Here is a 15,764-nt window from a genome sequence, read left to right on the forward strand (position 1 = left end):
GGGAAGGCTTTTGATAAAAAGAAAGGAAGAGTCATCATGCAATACAGAGCAGCCATCTTCGACCTCGACGGCACGCTTGTCGACACGCTCGAGGACCTGGCCATCAGCGTCAACGAGATGCTCGAGTCCTACGGATTCCCGACGCATCCTCTTGATGAATACCGCTATTACCTCGGCAACGGCTCCAAGAAGCTCATTGAGCGCACCCTGCCGAAGGAGAAGGCCGCCGATGAGGCCTTTGTCATCGAGGCGATGAAGCGCTATCAGGCCATCTACGAGCACCACCGCGACCACACAGGGCCGTTCCCGGGCATCCAGGCGATGCTCGACGCGCTCAAGGCCAAGGGTATCCCGATGGGCGTCTGCACAAACAAGCATCAGCAGGCGGCCGATGAGATCATCGGCGGCATGTTCCCCGCGGGAACGTTCACGACCGTCATGGGTGACCGCCCCGGCCTTCCCATCAAGCCAGATCCGAAGAAGGTCCTCATGATGGCCAAGGAATACGGCGTAAGGCCTGAAGAAGTCGCTTATTTCGGCGACACGAGTGTCGACATGGACACGGCGGTCAACGCTGGCTTCCTGCCCGTCGGCGTGCTCTGGGGCTTCCGTCCCGAGAAAGAGCTTCTCGAGCACGGCGCCAAGGTCATCCTCGCTAACCCAGCGGAACTCTTCGAGAAATTGACATTTGCAAAAGGATAATATCATGAAACACAAAGTTCCCGTCGAAAAAGGAAAATCATATGAGATTGCGATCCGCACGCTCGGCACGAGCGGCGAAGGAGTAGGGCGATACGAAGACTTCACGGTCTTTGTGCCGGGGGCCCTGCTTGGAGAGTCGGTCCAGGCCGCCATTGACGAAGTCAAGAAGACGTATGCCAAAGGCCATCTCCTCAAGGTCCTGCGCGCCAGCCGTGACCGTGTTGTGCCAGCCTGCCCGATCTACGAGCAGTGCGGCGGCTGCCAGCTCCAGCACCTCGACTACATGGCACAGCTCAAGGCCAAGCGGCAGCAGGTCATCGACGCCGTCACGCGCATCGGCGGCCAGAAAGACCTCTTCGTCGAGCCGACCATCGGCGCGGAGAGCCCGTGGAACTACCGCAACAAGATGCAGTTCCCGATTGGGCGCGTCAAAGGTAAGACCGTCATCGGCTGCTTTGCGCAGGGATCACATGAGATCATCGACACACACGACTGCCACATCCAGAAGGAAGGCAACAATGAAATCGTCAACGCCGTGCGCGAGATCATCACCGAACTGCGCATCCCGGTCTACAATGAGGACCGCCACACCGGCGTCCTGCGTCATGTCGTCGGCCGTGTCGGCGAGAACGGCGAGCTCATGGTCGTCATCGTCACTGCCACGAAGCAGCTGCCGCGCGAGAAGGAGTTCGTCAAGGCCCTGCGCAAGCGCCTGCCGCATGTCGTCAGCATTCACCAGAACATCCAGACGTATCGCAACAACGTCATCATGGGCCGCGAGACGAATCTGCTCTGGGGCAAGCCGACCATCCTCGACCGCATCGGCCGCCTGACCTTCCACATCTCACCGCGGTCCTTCTTCCAGGTCAACACGAAGCAGGCGGAAGTCCTCTACAACAAGGCCCTGGAGTTCGCAAACCTCAAGGGAGAAGAGACCGTCATCGATGCCTACTGCGGCACTGGCACCATCACCCTGTTCCTCGCGCAGAAGGCCCGCGAGGTCTACGGCATCGAGATCGTTAAGCCGGCCATCCTCGACGCACAGAAGAACGCGCGCGACAACAACGTCCGCAACGCCGAGTTTATCGTCGGCGATGCGACAGAAGTCATGCCGCGCCTCTACAAACAGGGCGTGCGCGCCGATGTCGTCGTCGTCGACCCGCCGCGCGCCGGCTGCACCGAGACCGTCCTCAAGACCTTCGCCAACATGCATCCCGACCGCATCGTCTACGTCTCCTGCAACCCCGCCAGCCTCGCCCGTGACCTCGCCATTCTCGAGCCTCTCGGCTACAAGGCCGAGAAGGTCCAGCCCGTCGACATGTTCCCGATGACCTCGCACGTCGAGACGGTCGCGTTGATTGAGAAAGTATCTTTGTGATACTATCCAGCAGTTTACAGCTTTTTGAAGCACAATAAAATTGCATAGCCTCCTGATGGTGTATAATGAAATCGCTAAACCACACTAACACCCAAGAGAAAGGCTATGCGATGACCTCATTATACACCGAGAACTCCGTGATTGGTAGACTCCTGACGATTTTTTCTTCTTTGTTCCCAGCTGCGACGAGGCCGACGCGCCATCTGTTGGCGTGGCTCCTCATCGCTCAGCTGGCTCTGGAGTCGGCTTCGTCGGTGCGTTGCCTGTTCCGGCAGTTCCTGTCGAAGCAGACGGATGCGTCGCTGAACAGTTATTACCGCGCTCTTGGCAATGGGCTCGTCACGGATGCATCCATTCGCCAGGCCTTGACGCTACGAGCGCTTGCCATAGTGCCGGAGGTGCTACGGCAGGAGCCTATCCTGCTCAGTGTGGATGACATGACCATTGCCAAGTGGGGCAAGCATTTCGACGGTGTGGGCATTCTGTACGACCATGCCAAGCACGATGGCAAGTCCTATTTCAATGGCCATGCCTTTGTCAGCCTGACGATGAGCGTGCCGGTTCTCCACGAGAAGGCGGGCAAGCAGCAGATCCGGTATATTGCGGTACCGATTGGCTACGTCATGAGCAACGGCGAAACTTCAAAGCTGAAGCTTGCCTGCCAGCTTCTCGATGAAGTCATGCCAATCCTTGAAAAATGCCAGGTAATCCTGCTCTTCGATAGCTGGTACGCCAAGCGCGAGTTGCTCGCACATGCTCTCAGCTATCCGAATCTCAACGTGATCTGCAATGCACGCCACGATACGGCCATGTTCGAGTTGCCGGATTCGACGGCAGGCCGTCGCGGCCGTCCACCAAAGTACGGTAAACGCTTGATGCTGGACGAGATTGCCAATGATCTCACGAATTACCTTTGCCGGATGGACAACTATTTTGTTGCTCACCGTCTGGTGAAAACGCGCATCTTTGGCGACCGTACAGTCCATGCCTATGTGACGTTGAGCAAGAGTGGCTCGTACCGTCTCTTTTTCAGCACCATAGATCCGATGGCGCTGCACATGAGCATTGCTTGGCAGGAGAACAAAGGGCTCCGCAACACCAGCTCCAAGCATATGGCGATTTACCCGCTCAAGCTCTACAAGCTCCGCTGGGGCATTGAGACGAACTACTACGAGCAGAAGATGTTCTGGGAGCTCGGCAGCTACAAAGTTCGCACAAAGACTGCGATTGAGCATCTGCTGAACCTGACGAATTCCGGGCACGCTCTCATGAAGATCCTGCCGTATGAGGACGAGCGGCTGAGCACCTACCGGGACAAGAGCCCGCAAGAGCTGCGGCACGCACTGAGCCAACAGATCCACAAGGAAGTATTTTTCGCCACTTTGGTGTCCAAAGCCCAAAGTAGCATAAATTCAAGCACATTGCTCAAGGCTCTGCAAGCATTGGCTTGGGGCGATGAGCAAGCGGCTTAAAAGCTGTAAACTGCTGTTTGATGACGAAAAGGAGGTGCGGAGGTATGTTGTGCGAACTCATGAGTGACGAATACATCGCTTACGACAAGCCACGTGGGCGTATCACATTCCATCCTGGGCTCAACACAGTTCTCGGCGGCAAGCAGATCTTCATAGCCTATGACAAGCAGGAAGCGCCGACTCCACGTATACAAGAGATTCTCAATGAAACGACAATCATCCATCTCAGTGAGAACGGCAACGAACTGTTCGGCTACTCATGGGCCAAGAAGACAAACAAGGAAGAGAATGTAGCAGAATGACGTCTCAGATAAGACACAGAGGAGAATATGCGATTCAGCTATAACAAGTTGTGGAAGCTGTTAATTGATCGTGAAATAAAGAAAAAAGAACTCGGCGAAATGGCGAACGTCAGTGCAACAACAATCGCCAAGCTTGGAAACGGTGGAAACGTGAACACCAAGGCTCTGCTCGAGATCTGCAATGCGCTGCATTGCGACATCGGAGACATCATGGAGTTTGTGCCTGATGATGAGCCTACAGACAAAGCGAGTTCGAATGCACATAAAGAAGCAGAAATCTAATGAAAGGATTCATCGAGTGACAGCTCGAGAGGTAACGACTAATGGCAGAAAAGACTAACGCCAATATTGGCTTTGAGAAACAGATATGGGATGCGGCATGCGTCCTGTGGGGACATATCCCGGCGGCGGAATACAGGAAGGTCATCATCGGCCTTATCTTTCTGCGCTATATTTCCGCTGCGTTCGACGCTCAGTACAAGAAGCTTGTAGCGGATGGCGACGGGTTCGAAGACGATCCGGACGCCTATCTGATGGACAATATCTTCTTCGTGCCGAAGGAGGCCCGCTGGGAAACCATCGCGGCAGCAGCTCATACGCCGGAGATCGGCACGGTCATTGATAAGGCGATGCGCGCTATCGAGGACGACAACAAGGGCCTGAAGGGCGTGCTTCCGAAGAACTACGCTTCGCCGGATCTGGACAAGAAGGTTCTCGGCGATGTCGTGGACATCTTCACGAACAACATCGACATGTCGGATACGCAGGCGAGCGAGGATCTGCTTGGGCGCACGTATGAGTACTGCATCGCACAGTTTGCGGAGAAGGAAGGCGTCGGCGGCGGTGAATTCTATACGCCGTCCAGTATCGTCAAAACGCTGGTCGCGATCCTGAAGCCGGAGCCGAATTCCCGCGTCTACGATTGTTGCTGTGGAAGCGGTGGAATGTTTGTACAGAGTGAGCGATTCGCGGAGGGCCACAGCCATAATCGCGGCGTTATCTCCGTGTACGGGCAGGAGGCGAATCCGGACACCTGGAAGATGGCGAAGATGAACATGGCCATTCGTGGAATCGACGCGGATCTCGGGCCATACAATGCGGATACGTTTACGAACGACCTGCATCCGACCTTGAAGGCGGATTACATTCTCGCGAATCCTCCATTTAACTATCATCCGTGGGGACAGGAGGAACTGAAGGAAGACAAGCGCTGGAAGTACGGACTTCCACCTGCCGGGAATGCCAACTACGCATGGATTCAGCACATGATCTTCCACCTTGCGCCTAACGGCAAGATCGGTCTGGTGCTGGCGAACGGCGCTCTTTCCACGCAGTCAAGAGGCGAAGGCGAAATCCGCAAGAACATCATCAACGACGACCTGATCGAAGGCATCGTTGCCATGCCGACGCATCTCTTCTACAGCGTTACGATTCCGGTCACGCTCTGGTTCATCACGAAGAACAAGAAGCAGAAAGGCAAGACGGTCTTCATTGACGCCCGCAAGATGGGCCACATGGTCGACCGGAAGCACCGCGACTTCACCGATGAGGACATCCAGAAGCTGGCGGACACCTTCTCGGCTTTCCAGAATGGAACACTGGAGGATGTGAAGGGCTTCTGCGCTGTCGCCACTACGCAGGATATTGTAAAGCAGGACTACATCCTGACGCCGGGCCGCTATGTTGGCATCGAGGAGCAGGAAGACGACGGCGAACCATTCGAGGAGAAGATGGATCGCCTGACGTCGGAGCTTTCCGAGATGTTCAAGAAGTCCCATGAGCTCGAGGATGAGATTAGGAAGAAGCTGGGGGCGATTGGATATGAAATATAAACTTTCAGATATCTGCAAGTACGCAAAAGGAAAAATAAAGGTGTCGGCTCTTGATGATAACACCTATATTTCAACCGAGAATATGCTACCGAACAAAGGTGGTATAACTAAAGCTGTATCCTTACCTACCCAAGAACAGACGCAGGCTTTTATGAAGAATGATGTTCTGGTCTCGAATATTCGACCGTATTTTAAGAAGATATGGTATGCAACTTTCGACGGAGGATGTTCTAACGATGTTCTTGTCTTTAGGGCAAAGGACGGAGTGAGCAGCAGATTCTTGCATTATGTGCTGGCGGATGACACTTTTTTTGATTATTCAATGGCTACATCAAAGGGAACAAAGATGCCTCGTGGTGATAAAAAAGCCATTATGGAATATGAAGTGCCTGAGCTCTCGTATGAAGACCAATGCAGAATTGCTGGGATCTTGGAGGTGATAGACGAAAAAATCGAGTTAAATACGGATATAAACAAGAATTTAGAGCAGCAAGCTGATGCACTTTATCAGGCATTTTTCTCGCCAAAATCAGGGATAGAAGGCGAAATATCCACACTCGACAAGTATTGTGCAATATTTACCGGAAAGAAGAACGCAAACGCATCTGTCGAAGGTGGAGCATATAAATTTTTCACGTGTGCACCAGATTCACTTCAAATCAACAGCTATATTTATGATGGTAATGCCATTATTGTATCTGGAAATGGAGCATATACTGGTAGGACACGTTTTTACAGTGGAAAGTTCGATCTTTATCAACGGACGTACGCATGCACAATGCTCAATGGAATAAATCCAGACTACATATTTCCTTTATACTGGTTCGTCAAATTAGAACTCAGTAAGAAAATAATGGGCGGAACTCGTGGCTCAGCAATTCCATATATCGTCATGAATGATTTAGCAAAGTTTGAATTCATATATAACAAAGAATCATTTGATTTTTATATGCCCCTTTTCAAAGTGTTAACTGAATCAATTCAAGCTAATGAAGCTGAGAATGAGACGCTTTCCTTAACTCGCGATCTCTTATTGCCGCAGCTCATGTCCGGCGAGATCGACGTCTCGGACATCAATCTCTAAGCCGCATATAAATTCTTGTTTAACGGAGAACAGGGACTCCTCTGGAGTATAAAGATAAGTGAAAAAGGAGTTGATTTTATGTCAGGAATTTATACTGAAGCCGACTATGAGAATACGATCATAGAGCTTTTCGAGAATATGGGATGGCGACATGTCTACGGACCGGATCTCGACCGGGACTATAAAGACCCGCTATACGAAGACAATCTGGAGGATTCTATTCGCCGTATCAATCCTGATATGCCGGAGAGCGCTATTCATGAGGCGCTGTTCAAGCTGAAGAACTTTGATAATGCTGATCTGGTCCAAAAGAACGCCGTGTTCATGGACTATATCCAGCATGGCGTGGAGGTGCGCTATCTCGTCGGAAGTGAGGAACGCGCTGGGCTCGTCTATCTGGTTGACTACAAGAATCCTGACAACAACTCCTTCGTCATCGCCAACCAGTGGACATTCGTTGAAAACAGCAATAAGCGCCCGGATGTACTCCTTTTTCTGAACGGTCTGCCGGTGGTACTGATGGAGCTCAAGAGTCCTTCGCGCGAGGAGACCGACGCTTCTGAAGCCTATACGCAGATTCGCAATTATATGCATGAGATCCCGTCCATGTTCATCTACAACTGCATTTGCGTGATGAGCGACCACCTGACGAGCAAGGCCGGGACAATCACGTCCGGTGAAGACCGCTTCATGGAGTGGAAAACGAAGGACGGCAGCTACGAGAACACGCAGTACGCGCAGTTCGACACGTTCTTCGAGGGGATGTTCCAGAAGGAGCGCCTGCTCGACATCATCAAGAACTTCATCTGCTTCTCCAACGAAGGCCTGAAGCAGTTCAAGATCCTCGCCGGATACCACCAGTATTTCGCTGTGCGCAAGGCTATCGAGTCTACGAAGAAAGGTATGGCGACCGATGGTAGAGGCGGTGTGTTCTGGCATACGCAGGGGAGCGGAAAATCCCTGTCCATGGTCTTTTATGCGCATCTTCTGCAGGAGGCGCTGGACTCACCGACCATCGTTGTCATTACTGACCGGAACGATCTGGACGACCAGCTTTACGGCCAGTTCGCCAAGTGCAAGAACTTCTTGCGCCAGGACCCGATCCACGCGCAGAGCCGTCAGAACCTGAAAGAGCTGCTCGACGGCAGGAAGGCGAATGGCATCATTTTCACCACCATGCAGAAGTTCGAGGAGTCGCATGAGCCGCTTTCCGAGCGTCACAACATCATCGTCATGGCGGACGAGGCGCACCGCGGGCAGTATGGACTCAAGGAGAAGATCGATTTCAAGACCGGCGAGATCAAGGCTGGCACTGCGCGTGTGATCCGCAACAGCCTGCCGCATGCCACATACATCGGATTCACCGGTACGCCTATCGCCTTGAAGGACAGGAACACGCGCGAGGTGTTCGGCGATTATATCGACATCTACGATATGACGCAGGCTGTCGAGGACGGAGCAACACGTCCTGTCTATTACGAGAGCCGCGTCATCAAACTCAAGCTCGACGCGGATACGCTCGCCCTTATCGACAAGGAATACGACATCATGGCGGAGAACGCCGATCCGGATGTTGTCGAGCACAGCAAGAAGGAGCTCGGCCAGATGGAGGCCATCCTCGGAAACGACAAGACCATCGAATCCCTCGTCAACGACATCCTCGACCACTACGAGAACTACCGGGAGAACCTGTTGACTGGCAAGGCGATGATCGTCGCATACTCTCGTCCGATCGCAATGAAGATCTACAAGCGGATTCTGGAGCTTCGCCCGGCGTGGACGGACAAGGTCAAGGTTGTCATGACCAGCTCCAACAAGGACCCGGAGGAATGGGCTGAGATCATTGGGAACAAACGGCATAAGGATGAGCTGGCAGCCGAGTTCAAGGATAATGACAGTCCGTTCAAGATCGCCATCGTCGTTGACATGTGGTTGACCGGTTTTGATGTGCCGTCGCTTGCCACGATGTACATCTACAAGCCGATGAAGGGCTATAACCTCATGCAGGCCATCGCCCGCGTCAACCGTGTTTTTCAGGACAAGGAAGGCGGCCTGATCGTCGACTATGTCGGCATTGCATCCGCTCTCAAGGAGGCGATGAACGATTACACGGCTCGCGACCGGAAGAACTACGGCGCCACTGATGTGGCGAAGGTCGCGTATCCGAAGTTCCAGGAGAAGTTGTCCGTCTGCCGCGATCTGTTCTACGGCTACGATTACTCTGACTTCATTCATGGCAGCAACCTCGTCCGTTCGAAGGCGATCAGTGGCGCGGTCAACTTCATCGTCGCTGTTGACAAGGAGGAGGACCGGGATATGTTCCTCAAGGAAGCACTCATGCTCAAGCAGTCGCTGTCTCTGTGCTCCTCCCTCGCTACAGAGGATGAGCGGATCGAAGCCGCGTTCTTCGAATCCGTCCGAGTGCTGGTGAACCGTCTCGTGAATCAGGGTGAAGGCAAGAAAATCTCCCTGCCGGAAATGAACGCCCGGATTAGCAACCTCCTCAAGGCCAGTATTCACAGTGACGGCGTGATCAACCTGTTCCAGGATGCCAACCGCGACTTCTCTATCTTCGATCAGGCATTCCTTGAAGAGATCGGCAACATGAAGGAGAAGAATCTCGCAGTCGAGCTCCTCAAAAAGTTGATTGCCGAGCAGGTTGTTGTCTACAAGCACACGAATGTTGTGAAGTCGCAGAAGTTTAGCGAGATCCTGCAGCAGGAAATGAACCAGTATCTGAACGGCATGCTGACGAACGAACAGGTCATCGAAGAGATGCTGAACCTTGCCAAGCAGATACAGGCAGCTCAGAAGGAAGGTCAGGAGCTTGGTCTTACAGCGGATGAGCTTGCCTTCTATGATGCGCTGACCAAGCCGCAGGCCATCAAGGACTTCTACCAGAACGACGAGCTGATCGCCATCACGAAGGAACTGGCGGACACGCTTCGGAAGAATCGGACGATCGACTGGCAGAAGCGGGATTCGGCGCGTGCGAAGATGCGTATGCTGATCAAGCGACTTCTCAAGAAACACAAGTATCCGCCGGAAGGTATGGACGATGCCGTCCAGACCGTGATGACGCAGTGCGAGCTCTGGGCCGACAACAACGACATGGGAGAGCGCGTCAGCGCATATTCAAACAGATTGAATCAGTACGTGAACGAGACCGACGATATGGCTATGGTCGCGGAACCGCAGGCTGAATACGGGAAGAAGGAATGAGGAGAATCAATTATGGCAGTGCCAAAATACGATGAGTTGATGAAGCCGCTGCTGGTGGCAGTACAAGACGGGGAAGTCTACAAGATGAAAGATGTGACTTCGATGTTAGCTCAGCAGCTGAATCTGTCCGCAGAAGATCTTGCTGAGCTGCTTCCGAGCGGCAGGCAAACTGTGTTCAAGAACCGGGTTAGCTGGGCAAAGACCTATCTGAAAAAGGCTGGACTTCTCGACAGCCCGGCTCGTGCGACAATTGTGATTACTGATGCTGGCAAGAAAGTAGTGGCAGATAATCCGGATAAGATAGATTCCAAGTATCTGGAACAATTCCCTTCTTTTGTGGATTTCACATCAGCACCCGAAACACAAGACAGTGGCGTTACTCCTCCCGCAGTTCCACAGCCGACGGATCTCACGCCCGACGACCAGCTTGAAGAGGCCTATAAACAGATTAATGCCAGTCTGGCTTCTGATCTGCTCAGTGAGGTGTTGAAGATAAACTCCTACACGTTTGAAAAGCTCGTCGTTGATCTTTTGTCAAAGATGGGGTATGGAACCGTGGCATATGGGAGTCACGCGACTGTAGCTTCAGGAGATGAAGGCATCGATGGTGTCATCATGGAAGACAAACTTGGATTTTCTCTGATTTATGTTCAGGTAAAAGAATGGGCATTGGATAAAGTCGTCAGCAGACCAGACATTCAGAGCTTCGTAGGTGCAATCGCCGGAAAGCACGGTGACGGACTTTTTGTCACAACGGCGAGGTTTTCACAGCAGGCAAGGGACTATGCTGAAACGCATCATATCATTCTCATTGATGGTGAACGACTTGCTAATCTGATGATTGAATATAACTTCTGTGTATCCACGCGAAAAACTTTTGAAATCAAGGCTATTGACACTGACGCATTGGCTGAATACCAGGACGACTAACCCTTTCAACGATAGCCATACTATTTAACGATTGCAGATTGGGGGTGTCGCTTTTGACTACGAGAGCCACAGCCACATACGAATACAGGGCCGGAAGTGTGCTCCCGCTCTATGCCCTGAAACAAAGAAAAGCCCAGAAACAGCGCGGTTTCCGGGCTGAAAGCACATACGGGCATTGTATATCAAAGATGAGGTCTTGATAGACGAACCTAACAGCCGAAATCAGAGGTATAGGAGAAAGCAACTTGATCGGTGAACGACCAAGATAAGCGACTAAGATACCGACCAAGTTAACGGCATACTGGGCCTAGACCTTGATCATAAACCGATTGAGCAGAGGAGAGGAGGTCGAGACGATGGCGTCTCTCCTGCCCGCTGTATTATAGGTAGAAATAGCACTTGGACATATTTCCGCAAACGAAAAGCACCTGTAAAAGCGTCGATTTTTGGCTTTGAGCAGTTTCCGCGAACGGGCGGAAATGTGTACGGAATCCAGACATTCAGGTGCTTGTCTCGTGCCATGTGGAGATGTAGTATTGCTGTCACAAGTTAAGGACTGACCTTCAAAAAGACCGCCACACATATTCGTGGCGGTCTTCGTCATTCATGGAATGATGTATGTGAAGTAGAGGTGTCGTTTTAAGAACGATGTGTTTTGCAGAGATATTTTAGGGGAAGCTGGACGATGGTGATGCCCAAGAGGATGCAGATCGCTCCTACTGATTGGATGTGCGTAAAGGTTTCGTTCAGGAAGATGACGCCTAGGATGGCGGCGATGAGCGGGTTGAGCGCTGTGAACAGGCCGGCCTTCTCGGCACTGGTATACTTTTGGGCGACGGGTTGGAAGGCCGCTGACAGCCAAAATAAAGTTGTAAAAAAATATAAATAGCCTTGCTTAAAAAACAATTTATTGGTAAAATAGTATTGAGGTGATACCATTGAAATACTATACCATCAATAAATTTGCTAAAATCATCGGGGTCACCCCACAAACTCTTAGAAATTGGGATAGAAGCGGCCGGCTTCATCCTCATCATACTTCGACGAATGGCTACCGCTACTATTCAGAAGAGCAATTGTGTGCTGTGACAGGGATTCAGTTCGCGCCCAGAAAAGTCATCGGATATTGCAGGGTATCAAGCCGCAAGCAAAAGGATGATCTTGAACGACAAGTAGAGAATTTGAGAACCTACCTGTACGCGCAAGGAAATCCGTTTGAAATCATCACAGATATAGGCTCTGGAATCAATTATACGAAGGAGGGGCTGCAAGATCTGATTCGCAGGATAGAAACCAATCAAGTCGAGAAAGTTGTTGTCCTTTATAAGGACAGGCTCTTACGCTTTGGCTTTGAGCTTCTTGAAACAATTGCCACAATCCATGGATGTAAAATCGAGATTGTTGATACGACTCGGGAAAGTGAACAACAGGAACTGGTGGAAGATTTGATGCAAATTATCACAGTATTCAGTTGCGAACTTCAAGGAAAACGAGCGCATCAGGCAAAGAAGATGATTCAAGAGTTGGCAGGAGATGATTCAGATGATAAAGTCAATCCGAGTACAGCTGTTGCCGAATAACAAACAGAAGACTAAACTATTTCAATTTGCTGGTGCTGCAAGATATGCTTATAATTGGGCACTGAACAAGCAGATGGATCATTTCTGTGAGGGACACAAAATCCAGACGGACAGCGCACTTCGTAAAGAGTTCACGGTTCTGCGCCATGCAGAGGAAAACAAGTGGCTGCAGGATGTATCGAACAACGTCACGAAGCAGGCCATCAAAGACTTGTGCATTGCCTACAAGAACTTCTTCCGCAAGCAGAAGCAGCCTGGCTACATCAAGTACACTTCAAAGAAAATTGCGCATTGTAACCGCATTGGCAAGAGTTTAACCGTCTATGACATGAACGGTCATCCCAAGTTCAGGAGTAAGAAGAACGGAGACTTCCGTTTCTATCAGGACAATGTCAAGATACAGTTCACAGAGACACATGTCAAACTAGTGTAGCACCTCTCTCATATATACATCACCTGACATTTTCTGGTATAATAGGCATATAGACATAGTCACCAGTATGGAGGTGTTGTATCATGAGTGGACACAGCCGTAAGTACAAGATCATGTTGACGAATGAGGAACGCAATCAGCTGAAGGAGGTCTTGCGCTCAAACAAGACATGCAACACCATCAAGAAACGCTGCCAGATCTTGCTGGCACTGGACTGCAACACGAATCCCGACACCACGTATCGCAACTGTGCGTATTACCTCGGCGTGTCGTTGAAGATGGTCTGCAATATCGTCAAGCTTTACTGCGAGAGCGGGCTTCAGCGCACGCTGACCTTGAATCGCAATGTGAATTCAGATCATGCCACGCGCAAGATCGACGGTGCCATGGAGGCCAGGATCATTGCCATGGCCTGTGGCGCCCCGCCGGAAGGGTATGCCAGATGGACCATCAAACTCCTCACAGACCACGCAAGAGTTGAGTTGGGGCTCACTGCTGGTGAGGAAGCCGTTCGGCGAATGCTAAAAAAAACACATTGCGCCCTCACCTGAAAGGCTACTGGTGCATTCCCAAGAAGCAGGATGCCGATTTTGTTGCTTGCATGGAAGACATCATCGACGTATATGAGCGTCCTTATGCACGCAAGCGGCCTGTGGTCTGCCTGGATGAGAAGCCTTTACAGCTCCTCGGCGAAGTCCGTGAGCCGCTTCCTATGCGCCCTGGTGCTGTCGAGAAAATCGATGCAGAATACAAGCGCAATGGAACCTGCAGTATCTTTGCTATTGTAGAGCCGCTTACGGGGCACCAGCATATCTCAGTGCGGGAGCGGCGGACCGCTCTGGACTGGGCTGAAGAGATCCAGTATCTATGCGATGTCATGTACCCACGTGCTGAACGGATCGTCCTGGTCATGGATAATCTGAATACGCATGCACTCGGCTCACTTTACAAGCGCTTCAAGCCAGATGTGGCCCGCCGGCTGGCGGGGCGGTTGGAGATACACCATACGCCGAAGCATGGCAGCTGGCTAAACATGGCCGAAATCGAGCTGAATGTATTGAGCAGGCAATGTCTCAACCGACGAATCGAAAGCTTTACCAAGCTGCAACGTGAAGTCCGTGCGTGGGAAAATAAGCGGAACAAGAAACCGACACCGATTCATTGGCTATTCACTAAGGAAAAAGCCAGAGTCAAGCTGGTATCTTTGTACCCAGATTTGAGCAAGTGATTGATTGTTATATATATGGAAGAGGCTCTACACTAGAAAGCCTTGCAGGAAGCAGGCGGAAGAACCGTCAGCGGCTTAACTGGATCCGACTTGCCGAACGGAATAGGATTCCTGTCCTGGCGAAATACACGAATCCACGGATTGCGTTCGATGGGGAGAGCTGGTGGCTGTCGGTAGGGATACAGACAGCCCGGAATTTGAAACCTTTGCGCGGGCTGTCTTTTGCTTATAGGAAACGTCGATATACTCGCTCAGAAGGGATTGGCATTGATTTAGGCATCAAGGACTTGGCAGTACTCTCTGACGCCACTAAGGTCAGGAATATCAACAAGACCCGTGCAATAAGAAGACTCAAGAAGAAAAGACGCAGGCTGCAGCGTCAGGTATCTCGAAAATACCAAATGAATAAGAAAGGAGATCGTTACTGCAAAACGAGCAACCTTATAAAAAGTGAAAAACAGCTTTTACGGATTAATCACAGACTGGCAAATATTCGTCAGAACCATGTGCATCAGACTACGACGGCAATCATAAAGGGCGAATTGTCAAGCTAAGTGCAACACCTTTGAGAAATAGACCTCATATGGTGTTTTGTAGCCAAGGCACTTTCTGGGGCGCAGGTTCAACTCATGGTATTTCCGTTGGATGTAATCCTCTGGTGTATCCGTGATGTCCTTGCCTTTCGGGAAGAACTCCCGTAAAAGGCCATTGGTGTTTTCATTGGTCCCGCGCTCCCATGGGTGGTGCGGAGCAGGAAAGTAGAATGTCACACGCTTCAGCTCCTTTTTGAGCAGAGCATGTTTCGAGAATTCCTTTCCTCGGTCCGGCGTGACCGACAGATGCGGTTGCCCAGAGAGCGCCTCACACATCACCTTGTTGACTGCAGCGGCGGTCTTGCTCATGGCTTTTCCACCAAGCAAGTACCGGCTTTTCCGGTCCACCAGTGTGACGAGGCATGCCTTTCCTTGCTTGCCCACCACAGTATCCGCTTCCCAGTGGCCACGGACGGAACGGTTCGCTGCACTGGCAGGACGCTCTTCGATGGGGTGCGATATGACGAACTTGCCACGATGTTCTTCGCTGCCTTTCTTGTGACGCCGTTTCCCGTGATGCCGTAGTTTCCGAAGTACGAACTTCGCTGAAGCCCCTGGCGGGTTCAGCAGTCCTGCGTGGATAGCACGGTAGATCGTCGGAACGCTGACGAGACGGCAGCCATGCTCCAACTGGATCCGTCCGACAATCTCCTCTGGCGACCAGTGGTACTCCAAGATGCAGATTTGGATGTAGGAGTGCAGAGGTGCATGCTCAAGGCGCTTATGCGGATGACAGGCTTCCCTGCGTTGCTTGTAGAGTGCTTGTGCAGTCAATGGGCAATATGGCATGGGCTGGTCAACAGGAGCCGCATTGCGGCGAAGCTCACGTGAGATGGTCGACTTGCTGCGCTTCAGCAGATGGGCAATCTCCGTGATGGATTTGCCCTCAGCAAGAAAAAAGAGTATCTTTTCTCGCTCAAATGGTGTAAGATGTGTGTAGTGGCACATAGGCTCTCCTTTTGTTATAGGTAGTTCTCTTCAAACACCATTATAGCAAAGAAGTCTATG

Annotated in this window: 16 protein-coding genes and 1 pseudogene; 15 read left to right on the plus strand and 2 right to left on the minus strand. The window is 51.5% G+C overall.

Translation table 11 applies throughout. The features are described from left to right. Positions 1-36 precede the first annotated feature (36 nt). The 9 genes from QDI87_RS00060 (at position 37) to QDI87_RS00100 (ending at position 10,922) form a co-directional block, all read left to right on the plus strand. Entirely contained in the window at positions 37-702 is a 666-nt protein-coding gene (locus QDI87_RS00060; protein WP_278741877.1) for an HAD family hydrolase, read from the plus strand. 4 nt (positions 703-706) lie between these two features. Continuing rightward, positions 707-2,080 carry a 23S rRNA (uracil(1939)-C(5))-methyltransferase RlmD gene (gene rlmD, locus QDI87_RS00065; protein ID WP_278741880.1) on the plus strand — a complete coding sequence of 458 codons (1,374 nt, stop codon included), beginning with the start codon at positions 707-709 and terminating at the stop codon, positions 2,078-2,080. Positions 2,081-2,190: 110 nt separating this feature from the next. After that, on the plus strand, positions 2,191-3,552 hold the full coding sequence (locus QDI87_RS00070) for an IS701 family transposase (protein WP_278741882.1): 1,362 nt from the start codon (positions 2,191-2,193) through the stop codon (positions 3,550-3,552). Positions 3,553-3,596: 44 nt separating this feature from the next. Next, positions 3,597-3,854 (plus strand): hypothetical protein, encoded by a 258-nt coding sequence (locus tag QDI87_RS00075; protein ID WP_278741884.1) that lies wholly within the window; start codon positions 3,597-3,599, stop codon positions 3,852-3,854. Positions 3,855-3,881: 27 nt separating this feature from the next. Continuing rightward, positions 3,882-4,136, plus strand: a complete 255-nt coding sequence (locus QDI87_RS00080; protein ID WP_278741887.1) for a helix-turn-helix domain-containing protein — start codon at positions 3,882-3,884, stop codon at positions 4,134-4,136. A gap of 41 nt (positions 4,137-4,177) precedes the next feature. Further along, positions 4,178-5,686 carry a type I restriction-modification system subunit M gene (locus tag QDI87_RS00085; protein ID WP_278741889.1) on the plus strand — a complete coding sequence of 503 codons (1,509 nt, stop codon included), beginning with the start codon at positions 4,178-4,180 and terminating at the stop codon, positions 5,684-5,686. Beyond that, positions 5,676-6,770 (plus strand): restriction endonuclease subunit S, encoded by a 1,095-nt coding sequence (locus tag QDI87_RS00090; RefSeq protein WP_278741891.1) that lies wholly within the window; start codon positions 5,676-5,678, stop codon positions 6,768-6,770. Before QDI87_RS00085 ends, QDI87_RS00090 begins: the two co-directional genes overlap by 11 nt. A 78-nt stretch (positions 6,771-6,848) precedes the next feature. Beyond that, a complete protein-coding gene (locus tag QDI87_RS00095; protein ID WP_278741893.1) occupies positions 6,849-9,992 on the plus strand; it encodes a type I restriction endonuclease subunit R in 3,144 nt (1,047 codons plus the stop codon). Positions 9,993-10,004: 12 nt separating this feature from the next. Next, entirely contained in the window at positions 10,005-10,922 is a 918-nt protein-coding gene (locus QDI87_RS00100; RefSeq protein WP_278741894.1) for a winged helix-turn-helix domain-containing protein, read from the plus strand. A gap of 639 nt (positions 10,923-11,561) precedes the next feature. Here QDI87_RS00100 and QDI87_RS11720 read toward each other — a convergent pair. Beyond that, positions 11,562-11,861: an EamA family transporter gene (locus QDI87_RS11720; protein ID WP_423791155.1), complete on the minus strand. Its 300-nt coding sequence runs from the start codon at positions 11,859-11,861 to the stop codon at positions 11,562-11,564. Between QDI87_RS11720 and QDI87_RS00105 the strand changes: the two genes are divergently transcribed. The 6 genes and pseudogenes from QDI87_RS00105 to QDI87_RS00130 all read left to right on the plus strand — a co-directional run bounded on the left by QDI87_RS00105 (position 11,861) and on the right by QDI87_RS00130 (position 14,717). Continuing rightward, a complete protein-coding gene (locus QDI87_RS00105; RefSeq protein WP_278741895.1) occupies positions 11,861-12,502 on the plus strand; it encodes an IS607 family transposase in 642 nt (213 codons plus the stop codon). The genes QDI87_RS11720 and QDI87_RS00105 overlap by 1 nt on opposite strands. Beyond that, positions 12,492-12,536 (plus strand): annotated as a pseudogene (locus QDI87_RS00110) (hypothetical protein); the annotation flags it as partial. The gene QDI87_RS00105 and the pseudogene QDI87_RS00110, both read left to right, overlap by 11 nt. 39 nt (positions 12,537-12,575) lie before the next feature. Then, the gene (locus QDI87_RS00115; protein ID WP_278743394.1) at positions 12,576-12,935 is read left to right on the plus strand and encodes a hypothetical protein; all 360 of its coding nucleotides are present in this window, start codon (positions 12,576-12,578) and stop codon (positions 12,933-12,935) included. 83 nt (positions 12,936-13,018) lie between these two features. Next, positions 13,019-13,486, plus strand: a complete 468-nt coding sequence (locus QDI87_RS00120) for a helix-turn-helix domain-containing protein (RefSeq protein WP_270843449.1) — start codon at positions 13,019-13,021, stop codon at positions 13,484-13,486. Further along, on the plus strand, positions 13,471-14,163 hold the full coding sequence (locus tag QDI87_RS00125) for an IS630 family transposase (RefSeq protein ID WP_270843451.1): 693 nt from the start codon (positions 13,471-13,473) through the stop codon (positions 14,161-14,163). The genes QDI87_RS00120 and QDI87_RS00125 overlap by 16 nt, the downstream gene beginning before the upstream one ends. Continuing rightward, the gene (locus QDI87_RS00130) at positions 14,160-14,717 is read left to right on the plus strand and encodes a transposase (protein WP_278741899.1); all 558 of its coding nucleotides are present in this window, start codon (positions 14,160-14,162) and stop codon (positions 14,715-14,717) included. The genes QDI87_RS00125 and QDI87_RS00130 overlap by 4 nt, the downstream gene beginning before the upstream one ends. On the opposite strand, the gene QDI87_RS00135 is transcribed toward QDI87_RS00130, so the two are convergent. Further along, entirely contained in the window at positions 14,709-15,704 is a 996-nt protein-coding gene (locus QDI87_RS00135) for an IS30 family transposase (protein WP_278741901.1), read from the minus strand. The two genes, QDI87_RS00130 and QDI87_RS00135, sit on opposite strands and share 9 nt — an antisense overlap. Between the last annotated feature and the right edge of the window lie 60 nt (positions 15,705-15,764).

The sequence above is a fragment of the Mitsuokella jalaludinii genome, assembly GCF_928722185.1.
GTDB lineage: Bacteria > Bacillota > Negativicutes > Selenomonadales > Selenomonadaceae > Mitsuokella > Mitsuokella jalaludinii.